Source organism: Pseudomonas sp. NPDC089741, assembly GCF_044748825.1.
Lineage (GTDB): Bacteria > Pseudomonadota > Gammaproteobacteria > Pseudomonadales > Pseudomonadaceae > Aquipseudomonas > Aquipseudomonas helmanticensis.
The window spans coordinates 60,399-78,024 of record NZ_JBIVGT010000028.1; the positions used below are offsets into that span (position 1 = coordinate 60,399).

Genomic DNA, 17,626 nt, shown 5'->3' on the forward strand with positions numbered 1-17,626 from the left:
TACCGAGCAGGCAAACGTCTGTATATGTATATACAAATAACACACGATGGGGTGCTGAACCATGTCCGCCTTCTTTGCCGAACGCGCGCTGCTGCCTAACGGATGGGCCAACAATGTACGTCTTGAGGTCAGCGCCGAGGGCCTGCTGACCCGAATCCAGGCCGATTCCACCGCAGATGGCGCCGAACGGTTGAGCGGCCCGCTGCTGCCAGGGATGCCCAATCTGCACTCCCACGCGTTCCAGCGGGCGATGGCCGGACTGGCTGAAGTGGCCGGTAATCCGAACGACAGTTTCTGGACCTGGCGCGATCTGATGTATCGGCTCGTCGGAAAAATCAGCCCGGATCAGCTCGGCGTGATCGCCCGTCAGCTGTACATCGAAATGCTCAAGGCTGGTTACACATCCGTCGCCGAATTTCACTATGTGCATCACGACAGCAACGGTCAGCCTTACGCCGATCCGGCTGAACTGGCGCTGCGCATCAGTCAGGCCGCTAGCGAAAGCGGTATCGGTCTGACCCTGCTGCCGGTGCTCTACAGCCACTCCGGTTTTGGCGGCCAGACGCCGAATGATGGCCAGCGCCGTTTCATCAACAGCACCGAAAACTACCTGAATCTGCAAGCGCGTTTGCAGCCAATGCTCGCGCAGCAAAAGGCGCAATCGCTGGGCCTGTGCTTCCACTCATTGCGCGCGGTGACGCCGCAGCAGATCAGCGAAGTGCTGGCGGCCAGCGACAAGCAATGCCCAGTGCACATTCACATCGCTGAACAGCAGAAGGAAGTCGACGACTGCCTGAGCTGGAGCGGTCGGCGTCCGCTGCAATGGCTGTACGAAAACACCGAAGTCGATCAGCGCTGGTGTCTGGTTCATGCGACCCACGCCAACCCGGAAGAAGTCACGCTGATGGCCAAGAGTCGCGCCATCGCCGGTTTGTGCCTGACCACTGAGGCGAATCTGGGCGACGGGATTTTCCCGGCAGTGGATTTCCTCGCTCAGGGCGGGCGCATGGGCATTGGTTCCGACAGCCATGTCTCGCTCAGCGTGGTGGAGGAATTGCGCTGGCTGGAATACGGCCAGCGTCTGCGTGATCAGCGGCGTAACCGTTTGTATGGCGCGGATCAGCCGATGGTCGGGCGCACGTTGTATGACGCAGCGCTGGACGGTGGTGCGCAGGCGTTGGGGCAGCCGATTGGTGCGCTAGAAGTTGGCAAGCGTGCGGACTGGATCGTGCTCGATGGCAATGATCCGTATCTGGCGACGGCGAGCGGTGACGGGATTCTGAATCGCTGGTTGTTTGCCGGTGGCGATCGGCAGGTGCGCGATGTGCTGGTCAATGGCCAGTGGGTGGTGCGCGATGGACGGCATGCTGGCGAAGAAGACAGCGCCCGCGCGTTCACCCAGGTCCTGCGCGACCTTTTAGGTTAAGAAAAGCAAAAGATCGCAGCCTTCGGCAGCCCCTACAGGGTGAGCACTTTCCCATGTAGGAGTTGCCGAAGGCTGCGATCTTTTCGCGCTTAATTCGAGGTCTTGGCCATCTGCCGATCCGACGCTCGCCAGATCAATCGCGTGGTGTCATAGCCCTGCTGACGCGCCTTGCTCAGCAGTTCTTCACGCACCACACCGTTGACGGTCGGCGTGCGTGAAAGCAGCCACAGGTACTTGCGACTCGGGTCGCCGACGATGGCGGTCTTGTAGTCATCGCTGACGTACAGCACCCAGTATTCACCTTTCGCCACACCCGGAATCAGACGCGAGAACCAGGTATCGAACTCGACCCACAACTTGTCGGTTTTGCCCGGCACTTGTGGCGAGGCCGTGCCCTTCACTTCTTCCCATTGCCATTGCGGGGTCAAGCAGCGATTGAGCACCGCGACGTTGCCGTCAGGCTTGAGGGTGTAATGCGCTTCGGATTGCGCGCAGTCGCGCTGGAAGTACATCGGCAAGCGCGCCAGTTCATACCAGGTGCCCTGATAACGTTTGAGATTGACGCTGTTGACGGTTTTCGGCGCCAACGGATCTACGCCGGAACTGGCGCAGCCGGCCAGTACCAGGCCGGCAAAAAGGACAAGCAATAACCGCTTCATTTTTCTTCTCCGTGGGCGCGAAGCCCCGGTTTACTTCAGGCCTTGGCCGGAAAACATCAGCACTTTGTCACCGGCGTACTGCACGCTGATAAAGCTGTTCTTGTCGCCCCAGGTGCAACTGGACATGCCGAGCGCGCCCGAGCAATCAGTCGGTTTGCCGAGCAGGGTCTCGACTTCGGCCTTGGCCATGCCGGCCGAGAGCTTCGAATAGTTTTCCTGATTGACCTTGCTGCATGCGGCCAACAGCACGCAAAACGACAGAAGGGCGAGAGATCGCAGCGACATGGTGTAACTCCTGGAACGAGGGGGGATGGCATGGTGCCAACCAGAAGCTTAGAAGAGAAAACCCTCATCTGGTTCCGTGGGGCGAAGGCTATTTATTAGCCCGCCCGTCCGGCTTTTGCCGATAAATCAGATACTTTGTAGGGCTATTGAGCATTTCGTCGCATTTCGCAAAAGACGCCTAATCTTTGGCGCGCCGCGGTCGAAATAAGAGCAGCGCAAAGCCCCCGAGTGTGGCAAATTGCCGCCCTTTCTTGACCAGCCCCTTCGCGGTAGTTCATTCGATGACTAGAAACATGAAATTCAGCCACAAGATCTTGTTGGCTGCCGCCCTCGTGGTGGCCGTTGCGTTCGCCTGTTTCATTTTCTTCAACGACTATCGACAGCGCGAAGCTTTGAGCAGCAGCACCGAAGCCTCGATGCAGGAACTGGGCAGCCTGACCACCAGCAACATTCAAACATGGCTGGAAAGCCGCATTCAGTTGCTGCAATCGCTGTCGCAGCAAGTGGCTGTCGACGGCAACGCCCCCGCCAGCCTGAAACGCATCATCGACCTGCCCGCCTACACCGGCAATTTCCAGCTCAGCTATTTCGGCGGTGCCGACGGCGTGATGTTCTCGGTACCGGCCGGCAACCGCGCACCGGATTACGATCCACGTGCCCGTGGCTGGTACAAGGCGGCCAACAGCGCGCAGCAGACCATCGTCACCGAACCGTACATCGCCGCGTCCTCGGGCAAACTGGTGATCACCGTCGCCACTCCGGTACAGCGCCAGGGCCAGATGCTCGGCGTTGCCGGTGCCGACATCGACCTGACCAGCGTCAGCGCGATCATCAACTCGCTGAACTTCGGCGGCCACGGTCATGCGTTCATCGTCAGCAGCGAGGGCAAGATCCTGATTCACCCGGACAGCAAACTGGTGCTCAAGACCCTCGCCGAGGCGTACCCGAACGGTGCACCGAAAGTCAGCCCGGGGCTGAAAGAAGTCGAGTTCGACGGCAAGACTCAGTTGATCTCCTTCACCCACGTCAACGGCGTGCCATCGGCCGACTGGTACGTGGCGCTGGTACTCGATAAAGACACCGCGTTCTCGATGCTCAGCGAATTTCGCACCTCGGCGTTGATCGCCATGGTCATTGCCGTGGTGATCATCATCGCCCTGCTCGGCATGCTCATCCGCGTGTTGATGCAACCGCTGCTGACCATGGGCCGCGCCATGCACGACATCGCTGAAGGCGAAGGCGACCTGACCAAACGTCTGGTGATTCACGGTAACGATGAATTCGGCGCGCTGGGCACTTCGTTCAACCGCTTCGTCGAACGTATTCACACCTCGATCCGCGAAGTGTCCTCGGCCACCGGCCAGGTCAACGAAGTTGCGCTGCGCGTGGTCGCCGCGTCGAACTCGTCGATGTACAACTCCGACCAGCAAGCCACTCGCACCAACAGCGTCGCCGCCGCGATCAACCAACTCGGCGCCGCCGCGCAGGAAATCGCCCAGAACGCCGCCCTCGCCTCGCAGCATTCGAGCGATGCGCGCAGCCTCGCAGTGGACGGTCAGCAAGTGGTGGATAAAACCATCCAGGCCATGCAGCAGCTGTCGGCGAAGATCAGCGATTCGTGCGGCAACATCGAAACCCTGAACAGCAACACGGTGAACATCGGCCAGATTCTCGAAGTGATCACCAGCATTTCCCAGCAGACCAACCTGCTCGCACTCAACGCCGCGATCGAAGCGGCGCGTGCCGGCGAGGCCGGTCGTGGTTTCGCCGTGGTTGCCGATGAGGTGCGCAACCTCGCGCACCGCACTCAGGATTCGGCGCAGCAAGTGCAGAAGATGATCGAAGAGCTGCAAGTCGGCGCGCGGCAGGCGGTCAGCATCATGACCGAGAGCCAGCGCGAGAGCGAAAGCAGCGTCGGCATCGCCAACCAAGCCGGCGAACGCTTGGGCAGCGTGACCCAGCGCATCGGCGAGATCGACGGGATGAACCAGTCGGTGGCAACTGCGACCGAAGAACAGACCGCTGTGGTCGAGTCGATCAACGTCGATATCAACGAGATCAACACACTGAATCAGGAAGGTGTGGAGAACTTGCAGGCGACGTTGCGCGCGTGCTCGGATCTGGAGCAGCAGGCGGCGCGCCTGAAGCAATTGGTCGGTAGTTTCCGCATTTAAGCGGTGCTGGATCTGTCGCCTTCGCGAGCAAGCTCGGCTCCTACAGTGGTTCTGTGTCGCTCACAGATATCCTGTAGGAGCCGAGCTTGCTCGCGAAGGCGACATCAGCGACGAAGGAATGTGGAAATTGGAACACGTTGGTCACCTCGCACTGACGCTGGACTGAATTAGGACTAAACTCAGTCCTGTTCAATTTGACGGGGTTCAATCATGAAGCTTTCATCACAAATCAAACCGATCAGTTACCTGAAAAGCCACACGGCCGAAATCGTCAAATCCATCACAGAAAGCCGCGAGCCGCTGGTAATCACTCAAAACGGTGAAGCCAAGCTAGTGGTTATGGATGTGAAAAGCTTTGAAGAGCAAGAAGGCACGATGGCTTTGTTGAAACTGTTGGCGATGGGTAATCGGGAGATTGAGGAAGGCAAGTTCAGTGATGCTGAAGATGTCTTTGCCGAACTGGACAAGGCCGATCATCAATGAGTTTAAAGGTCGTTATTCTCCAGTCCGCACAAGCAGATCTCAAAGAACTTCGCACCTACCTCGTCAGACAGTTCTCAAGCCAAATTTGGCAAAGCACTTATGCCGATCTCAAGACTGCAATTTTTGGTCTCGCAGATCTGCCTTATTCAGGATCAATCCCCGAAGAAATCGAAAAGCTCAATCTCTGCCAATACCGCCAGATTGTTTTGGGAATGAACCGGATTATTTATGAGGTGCGAGAAAAAACCGTTTTCATCCATATCATTGTCGATACGCGAAAAAGCCTGCCGGCCCTGTTGATGAAACGGCTTCTACGAGGCAACCCTTGATTTAGAACCGTGACCCAGGCTGACCGAGAAACACCAACTCCTCAGCCGTAGACTCGCGCCCCAACACCGCATTGCGATGCGGAAACCGGCCAAACCGCGCGATCACCTGCTGATGCCGCTCGGCATAATCCAGATTATCCGCAAACACCGCCCGCTCAGATTCCGGCTGTTCAGCCACCAGTTCGATAAACCGGGAAATCGCCTCGTTCTGCACCGCGAGGTTTTCGCAGTGTTCGAACACCAGATAAATGAATACGCGCTGAATCGGCCTCAACTGCCGATCAAAGTCCGCAGCAATGCCTTGGGCGACGAGTTTCTGCGCGCGCAGATCACCGGAAAACGCTTTGGGAGTGTCGCGAAAGATCATTCGCGGCAGTTGATCAAGCAGTAACACCAGCGCCAGCCAACCTTCGGGACATTGCGTCCACTCGGTCAATTCGCCAGCCAGGGCCTGATCGACAAAGACCCCGAAACGCGTCTGCGCTTCGAGGTCTTGGCTGTCTCGCTTACCGAACCACAACTTGCCCTTGTCAGCCGATATCTCGTCGGGGGATTCGGCGTGTCCGAACCACCAATCGAGCAACGGCTGCCAGGGCGCGGTCATGGTTTATTCCTTGTGGTAGGCCGTAGCGCGTGCGACTTCTTCTTTCGAACCGAGGAATACCGCTACACGCTGGTGCAGGCCTTCCGGCTGGATGTCGAGAATGCGCTGGTGACCGTCGGTGGACGCGCCGCCCGCTTGTTCCACCAGGAACGACATCGGGTTGGCTTCATACATCAGACGCAGTTTGCCTGGCTTGGATGGCTCACGGCTGTCGCGCGGGTACATGAACAGACCGCCACGGGTCAGGATTCGGTGTACGTCGGCAACCATCGCCGCGACCCAACGCATGTTGTAGTTCTTTTTCAGCGGACCTTCTTCACCGGCCAGCAGCTCGCCCACGTAGCGTTGTACCGGGGCTTCCCAGTGACGCTGGTTAGACATGTTGATGGCGAATTCCTGGGTCGATTCAGGAATGGTGATGTTTTCGTGAGTCAGCACGAAGCTGCCCATTTCACGGTCCAGGGTGAAACCTTTGACGCCGTCGCCCAAGGTCAGGATCAGCATGGTTTGCGGGCCGTAGATCGCGTAACCGGCGGCAACCTGTTGGGTGCCTGGCTGCAGGAACGCTTTCTCGTTCAGCGGCTCGTTCTGGCTCAGGTATTCGTTCGGGCAACGCAATACCGAGAAGATGGTGCCGACCGGGGCGTTGATGTCGATGTTCGACGAACCGTCCAGTGGGTCGAATACCAGCAGGTACGCGCCTTTCGGGTATTTGCCCGGGATCTGGTAGGCATTGTCCATTTCTTCGGACGCCATGCCGGCCAGGTGACCGCCCCATTCGTTGGCTTCGAGCAGGATCTCGTTGGAGATCACGTCGAGCTTCTTCTGCACTTCGCCCTGAACGTTTTCGGTGCCCATGCTGCCCAGAACACCACCCAGGGCGCCTTTGGACACGGCGTGGTTGATCTCCTTGCAGGCACGCGCCACCACTTCGATCAGGAAACGCAGATCGGCAGGAGTGTTATTGCTGCGGGTCTGCTCAATCAAATAGCGACTCAGGGTAACGCGGGACATGGACGGCTCCGGTGGAATGGGGGGCTAAAAACCCGCGCAGTTTACAGGGAGTCTGAAAACGTAGCGAGCGAAGACGCCCGGTAACGTGCGTTGGGGTGTAATTGCCTGCATGAGACGTGATTGTCGGTGGAGAGTTCAGGTAGCGGGTTTAGCGTAGACCGGTTCGGGACGGGTGGTGCAGGGTACGCGCGACAGTTTATGGATTTTTGTTGTTTTGGAAAACGCTATCGCGAGCAGGCTCACTCCTACAGTTGACGGTATTCCAACTGAAGAAATGTGATCCCCTGTAGGAGTGAGCCTGCTCGCGATCGGGTGCGCAGCACCCGCCTTTTCAGGAATTGGCAGGAGGCTTACGCAACAAGCTAAACGCCATCGCCCCGAGAAAAACCACACTCAACAACAGCACTGCCCACAACCCGATCTTCTTCCAATTGGTCTCAGCCACCGCTGCCGTGATCGCCGTCGAAGTCTGCGTAGCCACCACCTCACCCTGCACCGCAGCCTTGCCCAACGTCGCCAGTTTCTCCGGTTTGAAATCCGGGATCAGCGTCGTCAACGGCAGATTCGCCGTCTTCACACTCGCATTGCCCAACGCCAGACTGTACGGCCCATCGCCCCGCGCAAGGAATATCACCTGCGTCGCCCGCACCGCATATTTCACGCTCGGCGCCTGCTCACCGAGACCGCCGCCGCGCTCATCCACTGTCAGCTTCAACTGCTGCACGGTCTGCCCATAGAGCTGCAATTCGTTCTGCACCACGTCCTCGCCATTCTGGGTCAGGCGATAGAGCAAACCATTGCTCAGCGGTTGCCACGGCAGACTGCTTTCGCGTCGCCCCGCCAGGGTCACTGGCGCCAGACTGTTCGGCTGTTTCAGTTCAACCTGCACCCGCTCGACGTTCAGTCCCATCGGCAATTGCCAGGTGTATTCCCCGGACTTGGCGCTGCTGCCGGCCAATGCCTGCGACCAGACCAACGGCAGCGGAAGATTGCGCGGGTCGCTGCTTTTCAGCTGTGCCGCCGTGAGGATCGGCGCCGAAGTCGGCGACTCCCACAGCAAGCGCACATAGCGCGCCGATTGCCCCGGCAACGTCACCTCATGCTGCTCGATACGTTCATCAGAAAAAGTCAGCCGTGCAACCTGACCTTCGCCCCACGGTTGCCAATGCTGCAAGTCATCGCTGGCTTCGATGCTGAAGCGCTGAAAGCCGTCGCGCTCGCTGGTCCAGTCGAGGATCAATTGCTGCAACGGCGCCTTGATCGCGCTGGCATCGAGCAGCCAGCCGCGCAACACTTCTTCACCCGCCTCCAACTGGCTGGACGGTTGCACTTCTACCAGCGTGCCGTTGGTGGTCGATTGCACGCGCACATTCGGCGCGCGCTCACTGGCATCGGCGGCGTTGTACAGCGGGAACCATTTCACCTCGTGCAACTGGCCATCGTCGCGGGTCTGCGCCGACTCGCGCGCCAGGGCGTAAGCCTGCGGTTCGCCAGCGGCATTGAACACGCGCAGATCACTGAGATCGGTCTGGCGCGCCTGCAATTGCACGTTCAGCGGCAATTCGAGGCGGTACCACGGGCCGTTGCCGCTGACCGCCAGCGGCACCTGCGTGGCAAAGTCCGCCGGTTTTTCCTGGGCGCTGGCCGCCAGCATCACGCCCAACGCCAACCAACCCGGATTTCGCATGCGACTCAAGATGAAACTCCTTCGGTGTCCGGGGCCGGTTTGTCCGCCACCGGCTCAGCCTCGACGCGTTTGGGCGGCAGTGGCGCGAAATAACCGACCACCAGCAGCAACACGCCAACGCCGATAAACGAGACGATCCGGGCGAGGCCGCCACGGTTGCTCAGTTCGACAAAAATCAGTTTGGCCACCACCAGCGCAATCAGCGCTGCGCCGATCAGCCAGACTTCGCGGCGATGGCGCAGATGTCCGCCGATCATCAGCCCGAGCGCCATCAGCGTCCAGACGATCGACAACCCGGCCTGCACCAGCATCGAGGCGAGCAGCGTATCCAGTTCGAACGGAATCCCCGCCCAATGGTGCGCGGCGCGGGTGACCAGCGCAGTACAGAAGGCGAACAACGAAACCCCGGCGATCAGTTGCGTGGCGTAATCGGCATAGTCCTGACGAATCGACAATTGCGAAATCGCACTGCGCGACCACACGTAAACGCCGAACAGTGCGAACAGCAAGCCCAACTCCAACGGGTTAAGCAGCGGCACGTACGGCAACGGTTCGGCGTTGCCATCGCTGACGCCATTCGCCAGCCAGAACCACGCGAGCATCAGCACCGCCAACGGCGCGGCGGCGTAGAAGCGGTACTCGCGGGCAAACGCAGCAACTGGCCACGGCCAGGTGCGCGGGGCCGCCGCCAGCAGCAGATACAGACTCGGCAGAATCGCCCAACCCAGCCAGCGCCAAGCGTTGTATTGCTCGGACAACAGCAGCAGGCCGTAACGCAATTCCAGCGCCAGCACGCCGATCAGCAGCCAGCAGCCGAGTACATGCGCCGTGCTCAAGGCCCGCGCGGGCAACATCGGCGCCAAGCGTCGCAGACTGAAGAAATGCACGGCGAATACCGCCGCCCACGCCAGCCAACCGAAATCCGCCGCCGGGTGATAACGCGAATGCCACGCGCCGATCAGGATCAATCCAGCCGCCGGAATCAGCAACGTGCAGAGCAATCCCAGCGCCGGCCATTTCAGGCGTAGCGACAGCAGCGTCCACAGCGCCACGCTCACAGCGGCCACCAGCAGCAATAACGTGCCTTGCAGATTAGGCGAGGCAAAACGCAGTACTTCACTCACCCACGCCAGCGTCCACCAACCGGCGCCCCACACCAGTAACACTTCGGACAGGCGCTGCAAACTCAACGCATCAAATGCCGAGGCGTGATTGCCCAGTTGCAGGCGCCACGCTCCGATCATTGCCGCCAGACCCAACACCAGCGGCGTCCAGAATCCGCCATGCGCCAACGGTTTCAGACCTTCGCTGGACAACGGCCCGAGAAGCTCGGGACCGGCAAACAAAAACGCCGCGCCGCCAATCACCTGCAACAGCAGACCGAAGACAAAACTCACACGCTGCTTGAGGTACAGGCTCAGCCAGATGATCAGCAGACCACTCGCCGCCCACACCGCGCTCGCGGTTTGCCACGGCAGCACGAACAGCACCGCCAGATTGATCAGCACCAGACCGGCCAGCAGCACCACCGACAGACCGCGCAACAGGCGCACGTCGTTGCGCACCATTTCATCGCGCGCCGCCAGCAGCATGCCGGCGATCAACGCCAGACCGATCAACGAAGCACTGAGCAAACCGCTCCAGCCGGCGCTGAACACCGCTGCCGAATCCTGCCCCGCGCCTTGCAGACGCAACAGGAACAACGCGCCGCCCAGCAACTGCACGGCAAATGCGCTGAACAGGAACGTGCGCGACTGAATCCGCAGGCCGACAAACAATGTCGCCAACCCGGCCAGCGCCCAACTGATCGCCGTGCCTTGCGTGAAGAAAAACAGCGGCGCCAGCAGGTAAAGGAAGGTCAGGCCCAAGCCCGCCAACACCGGCAAACCTTGGCGCTCCCATGGCGAGGTCTGTTGCGGCGCAGCTTTGCGCACTTGGTAGAAACTGAACAGCAACGCGACGCCAAGCATCAGTGCACCCAGCGCAGCACCGTCGAGCAAACTGCTTTCGCCGACGCGCAATTGACTGAGGAACGCCAATGCCGAGCCCAGTTGCAGCAGCAAGGCGAACGCCCGGGCGAACGGCCGCTGCTGACGCAAACCGAGCCAGAGAATCCCCGCGCCTTCCACCGCCCACGCCGCCGACGTCCAGCGTGCATCCAGCCCCAGCGGAATCGCCAGACTGGCGAAAATCACCCCGAGCGCGAGACAGGTTTCACCCAGCAGCAGCGCGCGACCGCCCATCAACACCTTGGCCAGCGCCATGTAGATCATGCCCAGCGCGAGCGCACTGAACGCGGCGGCAAATTCCAGATGCTGCACCAGCGCGAACTGCAAACCGAAGCCAATAATCGGCGGGCCGAACAACAGGGTGCCGTCGACGTAATCGCCCTTGCGCGCCGACCAGTGCAGCAGTGCCTCACGGTCGCCATTCGCCGGGGCGTCGGGTATGTCAAGCAGTTTGCGTCGAGCGAACAACAGGCCGATGGCGAGGTACATCAGGAAAAACAGAATCAGAAACGGCTCGGTGCTCCACAGCAACTCTGGTGCATACGAACGCAGGCCCCAGGCGAAACCGATGCCGAAGGTGCCGACGAAACCGATCAGGTTGAGCAGACGCCAGGCCTTGAACCAGGCAATCGCGAGGATACCGGCATTGAGCAAGGCGAAATAACTGAACAGCGCGACGTGGTTGCCGGCACCGGTCGAAGTGAGGATCGGTGCGGCGAATCCGCCCAATGCGGCCACCGCCGCCAACGCAAGCGAGTCCTGGGTGATGGCGAGAATCGCCGAGAACACCGTCACCGCGACCAGCAAGCCCAGCGCGGCAGAGGGATCGAGCAACGGATGCAGGCGCATCGCCGCAAACACCGTCAGGTACAGCACCGCAATCCCGGTGCCTTGCAGCATCAGCGCATAACTGCTGTTGCGCTGCCGCAGCCACCAGCCCAGCGCGAGCAACGCCAGGGCTGCGGCCGCTACACCGGCGTAACGCAATTCGATCGGCACGACCATGCCTTCAGTGGCGTAGCGCAGCAGAAACGCCAGCCCAAAGAACAGCAACACCACGCCGACACGCAGCACGGTGTTGCCGCCAAACAGCCAGTTGCGCGCAGCGCTGATGCCGCGTTCGATGAGGTTCGGGCGACGCGGTTCGTCGGGAATCGAGGGTTCAGGGGTAACAGCGTCGAGGCGCCAGACATCGGCAGGCAGCGGTTGGCTGGTTTCGCTGGCGACGGCGGAAATCGGTTCAAGTTCAGGTGGCAGCTCCCAGACCAATTCGGCGGCTGGGGCCTCTTCGACGGCTTTGGACGGTTCGGCGACTGGCTCGGTAACCGGCGCCGTACTCGGCGAAGGCACCGCATGAGAAGGCGAACCTTCCAGCACAAACAGACGCTGCGCGACGCCCTGCAGGGCTTCCTTCGCCTGTTCGAATTGTCGTTGCTGCTCCGCCATCTGCGAGCCAAGCCGCGCGATACGGATCGTCTGCCCTATCGCCAGCCCCAGCAACGCGCCCAACAGCGCATCGCTGAACGACTCGTCGAGCAGCCAGCCGAGCACCAGCCCGATCAACATGAACATCCATTGCATGGTCGATATCCCTAAGCGCGAAGGCCAATCCGGGAAGATTAGCGCAGCCTGACCCAAAAAGATCGCAGCCTGCGGCAGCTCCTACAGGGTTATGCGAACACCTGTGTAGGAGCTGCCGAAGGCTGCGATCTTTTCCGGCGCGCGATTATATCGAGCCGAGCGAAAAGTTACTCCAGCGCTTTCCAGATATCCGTGGCGTACTCGCGAATCGTCCGGTCTGAGGAGAACCAGCCCATCCGCGCCGTGTTGAGTACCGCCGAACGCCACCAGTTATTGGCGTCGTGCCAATGCGCTTCAACGCGCTTCTGCGCTTCCCAGTAGGAATCGAAGTCGGCACAAACCAGGAAGCGGTCGTAATCCACCAGCGAATCGATCAGACCGGTATAACGCGAGGTGTCATCCGGCGAGAACACTCCTCCGCGAATCGCCTGCAATACATCGTTCAATCGATGGGAGGCGGCAATGTCTGGCAAGGCGCTGAACTCGTGATTCTGTTTGCGCGCTTCCACTTGCTGCGCACTGAGGCCAAAGATGAACATGTGTTCAACGCCGATACGCTCAGCCATTTCCACGTTGGCGCCGTCCAGCGTGCCGATGGTCAACGCACCGTTAAGGCCGAACTTCATGTTACTGGTGCCCGAAGCCTCGAATCCGGCGGTGGAGATCTGCTCGGACAAGTCCGCCGCCGGAATGATGCTCTCCGCCAGGCTGACGTTGTAGTTGGGCAGAAACACCACTTTCAACAAGCCGCGCACCGTCGGGTCGTTGTTCACGACGCGGGCGATGTCATTGCTCAACTTGATGATCAGTTTGGCCTGGTGATAACTCGCCGCCGCTTTACCGGCGAAGATTTTCACCCGTGGCACCCAGTCGACTTCCGGCTCGGCGCGAATTGCCTGATACAGCGCCACGGTGTGTAGCAGGTTGAGCAACTGGCGTTTGTATTCGTGAATCCGTTTGACCTGCACATCGAACATCGCCGCCGGGTTGACCGCAATGCCCAGCCGTTCGTGAATCAGATAGGCCAAGGCTTTTTTGCTGTGCAGGCGCTGTTCGGCGAAGGCTTTGCGGAACGCGGTTTTCTCGGCAAAAGGCTCTAGGTCGATCAAACGTTCTTCCGCGTTATCGAGTAGGTCCGGGCCCAGTGCATCGACCAGCATCGAGGTCAATTCCGGGTTGGCCTGATACAGCCAGCGGCGGAAGGTAATGCCGTTGGTTTTGTTGTTGATCCGCTCTGGATACAGCTTGTGCAGTTCGGCGAACACGGTTTTGCGCATCAGTTGCGTGTGCAATCCGGACACGCCGTTGACGCTGTGCGAACCAAGGAACGCGAGGTTGCCCATACGCACCCGGCGACCGTTGTCTTCTTCAATCAGCGACACCGCGCGCAGCACGTCGAAATCGTGAATGCCCTTGGCCCGCAGCGAATCGATGTGCTGTGCGTTGATCAGGTAAATGATCTGCATGTGTCGCGGCAGCATGCGTTCCATCAGACCCACCGGCCAGGTTTCCAGCGCTTCCGGCAACAGCGTGTGGTTGGTGTACGACAGCGTGTCGACGGTCACTTGCCACGCCGCATCCCACGCCACGTCGTAGACATCGACCAATTGACGCATCAATTCGGCGACAGCAATCGAGGGGTGAGTATCGTTGAGCTGGATCGCCGCATGATCGCCGAGGGTCAGCACCGAGGTGTGCATGTTGCGGTGACGACGGAGCAAGTCCTGCAGGGAGGCGGCGACGAAGAAGTATTCCTGTCGCAGGCGCAGCTCTTGCCCCGCTTCGGTGCTGTCCGCCGGGTAAAGCACGCGGGAGATACTTTCGGCGCGCGCCACTTCGGCGACCGCGCCCAAGTGGTCACCGGCGTTGAAGCGCTCAAGGTGCAAATCTTCCATGGCGCGGGCACGCCACAGACGCAAGGTGTTGACGCTCGCCCCGCGCCAGCCGACCACCGGCGTATCGTAGGCAATCGCGCGGACGGTTTCTGCCGGCGACCAGACTTGTTTGGATTTGCCGCTGACATCGGTGACGGTTTCAACGCTGCCGCCGAAGCCGATGGAGTAGACGACTTCCGGCCGTTCGAACTCCCATGGGTTGCCGAAATCCAGCCAGTGTTCGGTCTGCTCCTGCTGCCAGCCATCGACAATGGCCTGGCGGAACAAACCGTGTTCATAACGAATGCCATAACCGTGGCCGGCGATGCCGAGGGTCGACATGCTTTCCATGAAGCATGCGGCCAAGCGACCAAGGCCGCCGTTGCCAAGCGCCGCATCGGGCTCCAGCAATCGGATGCGCTCCAGATCGACACCGAGTTCGGTCAGCGCTTCACGGGCAACGTCGAGCAGGCCGAGGTTGCTCAGGCTGTCGTAGAGCAAACGGCCGATAAGGAATTCCAGCGAGAGGTAATACACCCGCTTCTGGCCTTTGCGGTAGATCTGCCGGGTGTGGTCCATCCAGTGTTCGACCATGTGATCACGCGCGGCCAGTGCGATGGCTTCGAACCAGTCATGGTCGAAGGCGTGATCGGGGTCTTTGCCCACCGCGTAGGTGAGTTTGGTCAGGACGGCGTCGCGGAATGCGGCCACCTCTGCTTCGCGAACTAGTGGTTCTTGAGTCATCGATAGGACCTCGAGCGAGCGGGGAATTGTCTGAGCCTAGACGGTCTGACCGACGGTAGCGGCTCTGGTTCGGCAGTTTTTCCCGAGACTGTGAGATAGCCCGGCATTACCTTGTCGAGTGAGCTAATGAATGCAGGGGCCGTGCCGAATTGTCCGGCAATGTGCCTGCACGCAGAAAAAATCTGGCGAAAGGTTGTTCAAAAATCCACCAGTCCCGGTATGATCGCGCGCCCTGATGCACACACGCCTGGTAACTCCCGATGATGAAGCCCAACCTGATTGCTGCCGCCGAGATCGATCGTCTCGATACGTGGGCAAAATACTCAGCCCCGATGTGCGGTTCCTGCGTATCCAGCTGCTGCACGCTGCCGGTTGAGGTGAAGATCAAGGATCTGGTGCGCATCGGTGTGGTCGACGAATTCGAACTCGGTGACCCGCCGAAGAACATCGCCAAGCGTTTGCAGAAGGAAGGCCTGGTCGAGCGTTTCAACCAGAAGTCGGGCATCTTCACCCTGCAGCGCATGAGCAACAACGATTGCTACTACCTGGATCGTAAGAGCCGCCTGTGCACCATTTATGACAAGCGCCCGGATACCTGCCGCAATCACCCGAAGATCGGGCCGCGTCCGGGGTATTGCGCGTACAAGCCGAAGGAAGTGGTGCGCGAACAGAATTTCCGGGCGATCGAGAAGTTTTAAAAGCTTACCCTCACCCAGCCCTCTCCCGGAGGGAAAGCCGACCGAGGTGTCTGGCGCCATACATCGACCTGAAACACCCAGTCGAATATGGATTCGGTTGAGCCCCACCAAATCGATTTTGGATTCAGCAGAATTCTTTCAAGTCAATGTATCCCCTGAGCATCCCCCATTCAGTCCCCTCTCCCTCCGGGAGAGGGCTAGGGTGAGGGGCTCTTGATCTTCAAGGCCCAATCTGCACATTCCCCCAGACAAACAAAAACGCCCCCGGTCTCTCGACCGGGGGCGTTTTCATTCAGCCGGAACTAATGACTCAGTTCTTGGCTTTCTTGGCAGCGCGGGTACGCTCGCTTTCGTCCAGGATCTTCTTGCGAAGACGGATGGACTTAGGAGTTACTTCGCACAGCTCGTCTTCCTGGATGTATTCCAGAGCCTGTTCCAGAGTGAACTTCACTGGTGGAACCAGAGCGATGGTTTCGTCTTTACCCGAAGCACGCATGTTGTCGAGCTTCTTACCCTTGGTAGGGTTAACGCCCAGGTCGTTGTCGCGGCTGTTCTGACCAACGATTTGACCGTTGTAGATCTCCTGGCCGTGTTCTACGAACAGTTTGCCACGAGCCTGCAGGGTTTCCAGCGAGTAGGTCAGTGCCTTGCCGGTTTCAACCGAAACCAGAACGCCGTTCTGACGGCCGGACATGTGGCCCGACTTGACGGTGTCGTAACGATCGAAGATCGAGGTCAGGATGCCAGCACCGTTGGTCAGGGTCAGGAACTGGTTACGGAAACCAATCAGACCGCGAGCAGGGATGTTGTATTCCAGACGAACACGGCCCTTGCCATCCGGCACCATGTTGCTCAGGTCACCTTTACGCAGACCCATCTCTTCCATGACCTTGCCCTGAGCTTCTTCAGGGATGTCGATGGTCACGTTTTCAAACGGTTCCTGCTTGACGCCGTCAACTTCACGGATGATCACTTCCGGACGACCCAGAGCGATTTCGAAGCCTTCGCGACGCATGGTTTCGATCAGTACCGAGAGGTGCAGCTCACCACGGCCGGAAACCTTGAACTTGTCAGCGGTGTCGCCTTCTTCAACGCGCAGTGCAACGTTGTACAGCAGCTCTTTGTCCAGACGGTCCTTGATGTTACGGGACGTCACGAACTTGCCTTCTTTACCGCAGAATGGCGAGTCGTTTACCTGGAAGGTCATCGAAACGGTTGGCTCGTCAACGGTCAGAGGCTTCATCGCCTCGACGGTGTCCGGGTGGCACAGGGTGTCGGAGATGAACAGCGAGTCCATACCGCTGATGCAAACGATATCGCCTGCTGCAGCTTCTTCAACGTCAACGCGGTGCAGACCGTGGTGACCCATCAGTTTCAGGATACGACCGTTGCGACGCTTGCCGTCGGCACCGATAGCCACAACCGGGGTGTTCGGCTTGACGCGGCCACGAGCGATACGGCCAACGCCGATAACACCCAGGAAGCTGTTGTAGTCCAGAGCGGAGATCTGCATCTGGAATGCGCCGTCACGGTCAACAGCCGGAGCCGGAACGTGGTCGACTACCGCTTGGTACAGCGGGGTCATGTCTTCAGCCATGTCGGTGTGATCCAGACCGGCAATGCCGTTCAGGGCCGAGGCGTAAACAACCTGGAAGTCCAGTTGTTCTTCGGTAGCACCGAGGTTGTCGAACAGGTCGAAGATCTGGTCCAGAACCCAGTCCGGACGCGCGCCTGGACGGTCAACCTTGTTGATCACCACGATTGGACGCAGGCCGGCTTCGAAAGCCTTCTTGGTCACGAAACGGGTTTGTGGCATAGGGCCGTCTTGAGCGTCAACCAGCAGCAGAACGGAGTCAACCATCGACATTACGCGTTCAACTTCGCCGCCGAAGTCGGCGTGGCCCGGGGTGTCGATCACGTTGATCGTGATCTCCTCGCCGTTCGCGTGAGCACCCTTGTAGGTGATCGCCGTGTTCTTCGCGAGGATCGTGATGCCCTTCTCGCGCTCCAGGTCGTTGGAGTCCATCGCGCGTTCGTCGACGTGGGCGTGTTCGCCGAA

General features: G+C 59.6%; 13 protein-coding genes and 1 pseudogene. 6 read left to right on the forward strand and 8 right to left on the reverse strand.

Going from position 1 to position 17,626, the window contains the following annotated elements; translation table 11 throughout:
* The first annotated feature begins 61 nt into the window (after positions 1 to 61).
* Positions 62 to 1,426 carry a formimidoylglutamate deiminase gene (locus ACIPZE_RS22160; RefSeq protein WP_283438002.1) on the forward strand — a complete coding sequence of 455 codons (1,365 nt, stop codon included), beginning with the start codon at positions 62 to 64 and terminating at the stop codon, positions 1,424 to 1,426.
* A gap of 89 nt (positions 1,427 to 1,515) precedes the next feature.
* Here ACIPZE_RS22160 and ACIPZE_RS22165 read toward each other — a convergent pair whose 3' ends face one another.
* Positions 1,516 to 2,085 carry a lipocalin family protein gene (locus tag ACIPZE_RS22165; protein ID WP_129387831.1) on the reverse strand — a complete coding sequence of 190 codons (570 nt, stop codon included), beginning with the start codon at positions 2,083 to 2,085 and terminating at the stop codon, positions 1,516 to 1,518.
* A gap of 30 nt (positions 2,086 to 2,115) precedes the next feature.
* Positions 2,116 to 2,370, reverse strand: coding sequence for a lipoprotein (locus ACIPZE_RS22170; protein ID WP_034152995.1), 255 nt, complete (start codon positions 2,368 to 2,370; stop codon positions 2,116 to 2,118).
* A gap of 293 nt (positions 2,371 to 2,663) precedes the next feature.
* Between ACIPZE_RS22170 and ACIPZE_RS22175 the strand changes: the two are divergent.
* The 4 genes and pseudogenes from ACIPZE_RS22175 to ACIPZE_RS22190 form a co-directional block, all read left to right on the forward strand.
* Positions 2,664 to 3,686 (forward strand): annotated as a pseudogene (locus ACIPZE_RS22175) (cache domain-containing protein); the annotation flags it as partial.
* A gap of 93 nt (positions 3,687 to 3,779) precedes the next feature.
* Positions 3,780 to 4,544 (forward strand): methyl-accepting chemotaxis protein, encoded by a 765-nt coding sequence (locus ACIPZE_RS22180; RefSeq protein WP_371850962.1) that lies wholly within the window; start codon positions 3,780 to 3,782, stop codon positions 4,542 to 4,544.
* 210 nt (positions 4,545 to 4,754) lie between these two features.
* Positions 4,755 to 5,027 carry a type II toxin-antitoxin system Phd/YefM family antitoxin gene (locus tag ACIPZE_RS22185; RefSeq protein ID WP_158832480.1) on the forward strand — a complete coding sequence of 91 codons (273 nt, stop codon included), beginning with the start codon at positions 4,755 to 4,757 and terminating at the stop codon, positions 5,025 to 5,027.
* Positions 5,024 to 5,356: a type II toxin-antitoxin system RelE/ParE family toxin gene (locus ACIPZE_RS22190; RefSeq protein ID WP_158832482.1), complete on the forward strand. Its 333-nt coding sequence runs from the start codon at positions 5,024 to 5,026 to the stop codon at positions 5,354 to 5,356. Before ACIPZE_RS22185 ends, ACIPZE_RS22190 begins: the two co-directional genes overlap by 4 nt.
* Position 5,357: 1 nt before the next feature.
* On the opposite strand, the gene ACIPZE_RS22195 is transcribed toward ACIPZE_RS22190, so the two are convergent.
* From ACIPZE_RS22195 to ACIPZE_RS22215, 5 genes are all read right to left on the reverse strand, one after another.
* A complete protein-coding gene (locus ACIPZE_RS22195) occupies positions 5,358 to 5,960 on the reverse strand; it encodes a DUF924 family protein (RefSeq protein WP_283438004.1) in 603 nt (200 codons plus the stop codon).
* 3 nt (positions 5,961 to 5,963) lie between these two features.
* A complete protein-coding gene (locus ACIPZE_RS22200) occupies positions 5,964 to 6,974 on the reverse strand; it encodes a class 1 fructose-bisphosphatase (RefSeq protein WP_008080580.1) in 1,011 nt (336 codons plus the stop codon).
* Positions 6,975 to 7,305: 331 nt separating this feature from the next.
* Positions 7,306 to 8,661 carry a DUF3999 domain-containing protein gene (locus tag ACIPZE_RS22205; protein ID WP_400775299.1) on the reverse strand — a complete coding sequence of 452 codons (1,356 nt, stop codon included), beginning with the start codon at positions 8,659 to 8,661 and terminating at the stop codon, positions 7,306 to 7,308.
* A 5-nt stretch (positions 8,662 to 8,666) separates the two neighbouring features.
* Positions 8,667 to 12,251 carry a DUF2339 domain-containing protein gene (locus ACIPZE_RS22210; protein ID WP_400775293.1) on the reverse strand — a complete coding sequence of 1,195 codons (3,585 nt, stop codon included), beginning with the start codon at positions 12,249 to 12,251 and terminating at the stop codon, positions 8,667 to 8,669.
* 167 nt (positions 12,252 to 12,418) lie between these two features.
* Positions 12,419 to 14,869, reverse strand: coding sequence for a glycogen/starch/alpha-glucan phosphorylase (locus ACIPZE_RS22215; protein WP_283438007.1), 2,451 nt, complete (start codon positions 14,867 to 14,869; stop codon positions 12,419 to 12,421).
* A gap of 260 nt (positions 14,870 to 15,129) precedes the next feature.
* Here ACIPZE_RS22215 and ACIPZE_RS22220 point away from each other — a divergent pair, with 260 nt between their 5' ends.
* The gene (locus ACIPZE_RS22220; RefSeq protein ID WP_038359983.1) at positions 15,130 to 15,567 is read left to right on the forward strand and encodes a YkgJ family cysteine cluster protein; all 438 of its coding nucleotides are present in this window, start codon (positions 15,130 to 15,132) and stop codon (positions 15,565 to 15,567) included.
* A gap of 310 nt (positions 15,568 to 15,877) precedes the next feature.
* On the opposite strand, the gene typA is transcribed toward ACIPZE_RS22220, so the two are convergent.
* Positions 15,878 to 17,626: translational GTPase TypA (gene typA, locus ACIPZE_RS22225; RefSeq protein ID WP_400775297.1), on the reverse strand; the 1,749-nt coding region annotated here is incomplete at its 5' end.

Coding starts and splice junctions, on each gene's coding strand:
- ACIPZE_RS22185 (WP_158832480.1), top strand. CDS start 4,755: ATGAAGCTTTCATCACAAATCAAACCGATCAGTTACCTGAAAAGCCAC.
- ACIPZE_RS22195 (WP_283438004.1), bottom strand. CDS start 5,960: ATGACCGCGCCCTGGCAGCCGTTGCTCGATTGGTGGTTCGGACACGCC.
- ACIPZE_RS22210 (WP_400775293.1), bottom strand. CDS start 12,251: ATGCAATGGATGTTCATGTTGATCGGGCTGGTGCTCGGCTGGCTGCTC.
- ACIPZE_RS22220 (WP_038359983.1), top strand. CDS start 15,130: ATGATGAAGCCCAACCTGATTGCTGCCGCCGAGATCGATCGTCTCGAT.
- ACIPZE_RS22180 (WP_371850962.1), top strand. CDS start 3,780: ATGTACAACTCCGACCAGCAAGCCACTCGCACCAACAGCGTCGCCGCC.
- ACIPZE_RS22205 (WP_400775299.1), bottom strand. CDS start 8,661: ATGCGAAATCCGGGTTGGTTGGCGTTGGGCGTGATGCTGGCGGCCAGC.
- ACIPZE_RS22200 (WP_008080580.1), bottom strand. CDS start 6,974: ATGTCCCGCGTTACCCTGAGTCGCTATTTGATTGAGCAGACCCGCAGC.
- ACIPZE_RS22190 (WP_158832482.1), top strand. CDS start 5,024: ATGAGTTTAAAGGTCGTTATTCTCCAGTCCGCACAAGCAGATCTCAAA.
- ACIPZE_RS22215 (WP_283438007.1), bottom strand. CDS start 14,869: ATGACTCAAGAACCACTAGTTCGCGAAGCAGAGGTGGCCGCATTCCGC.
- ACIPZE_RS22160 (WP_283438002.1), top strand. CDS start 62: ATGTCCGCCTTCTTTGCCGAACGCGCGCTGCTGCCTAACGGATGGGCC.
- ACIPZE_RS22170 (WP_034152995.1), bottom strand. CDS start 2,370: ATGTCGCTGCGATCTCTCGCCCTTCTGTCGTTTTGCGTGCTGTTGGCC.
- ACIPZE_RS22165 (WP_129387831.1), bottom strand. CDS start 2,085: ATGAAGCGGTTATTGCTTGTCCTTTTTGCCGGCCTGGTACTGGCCGGC.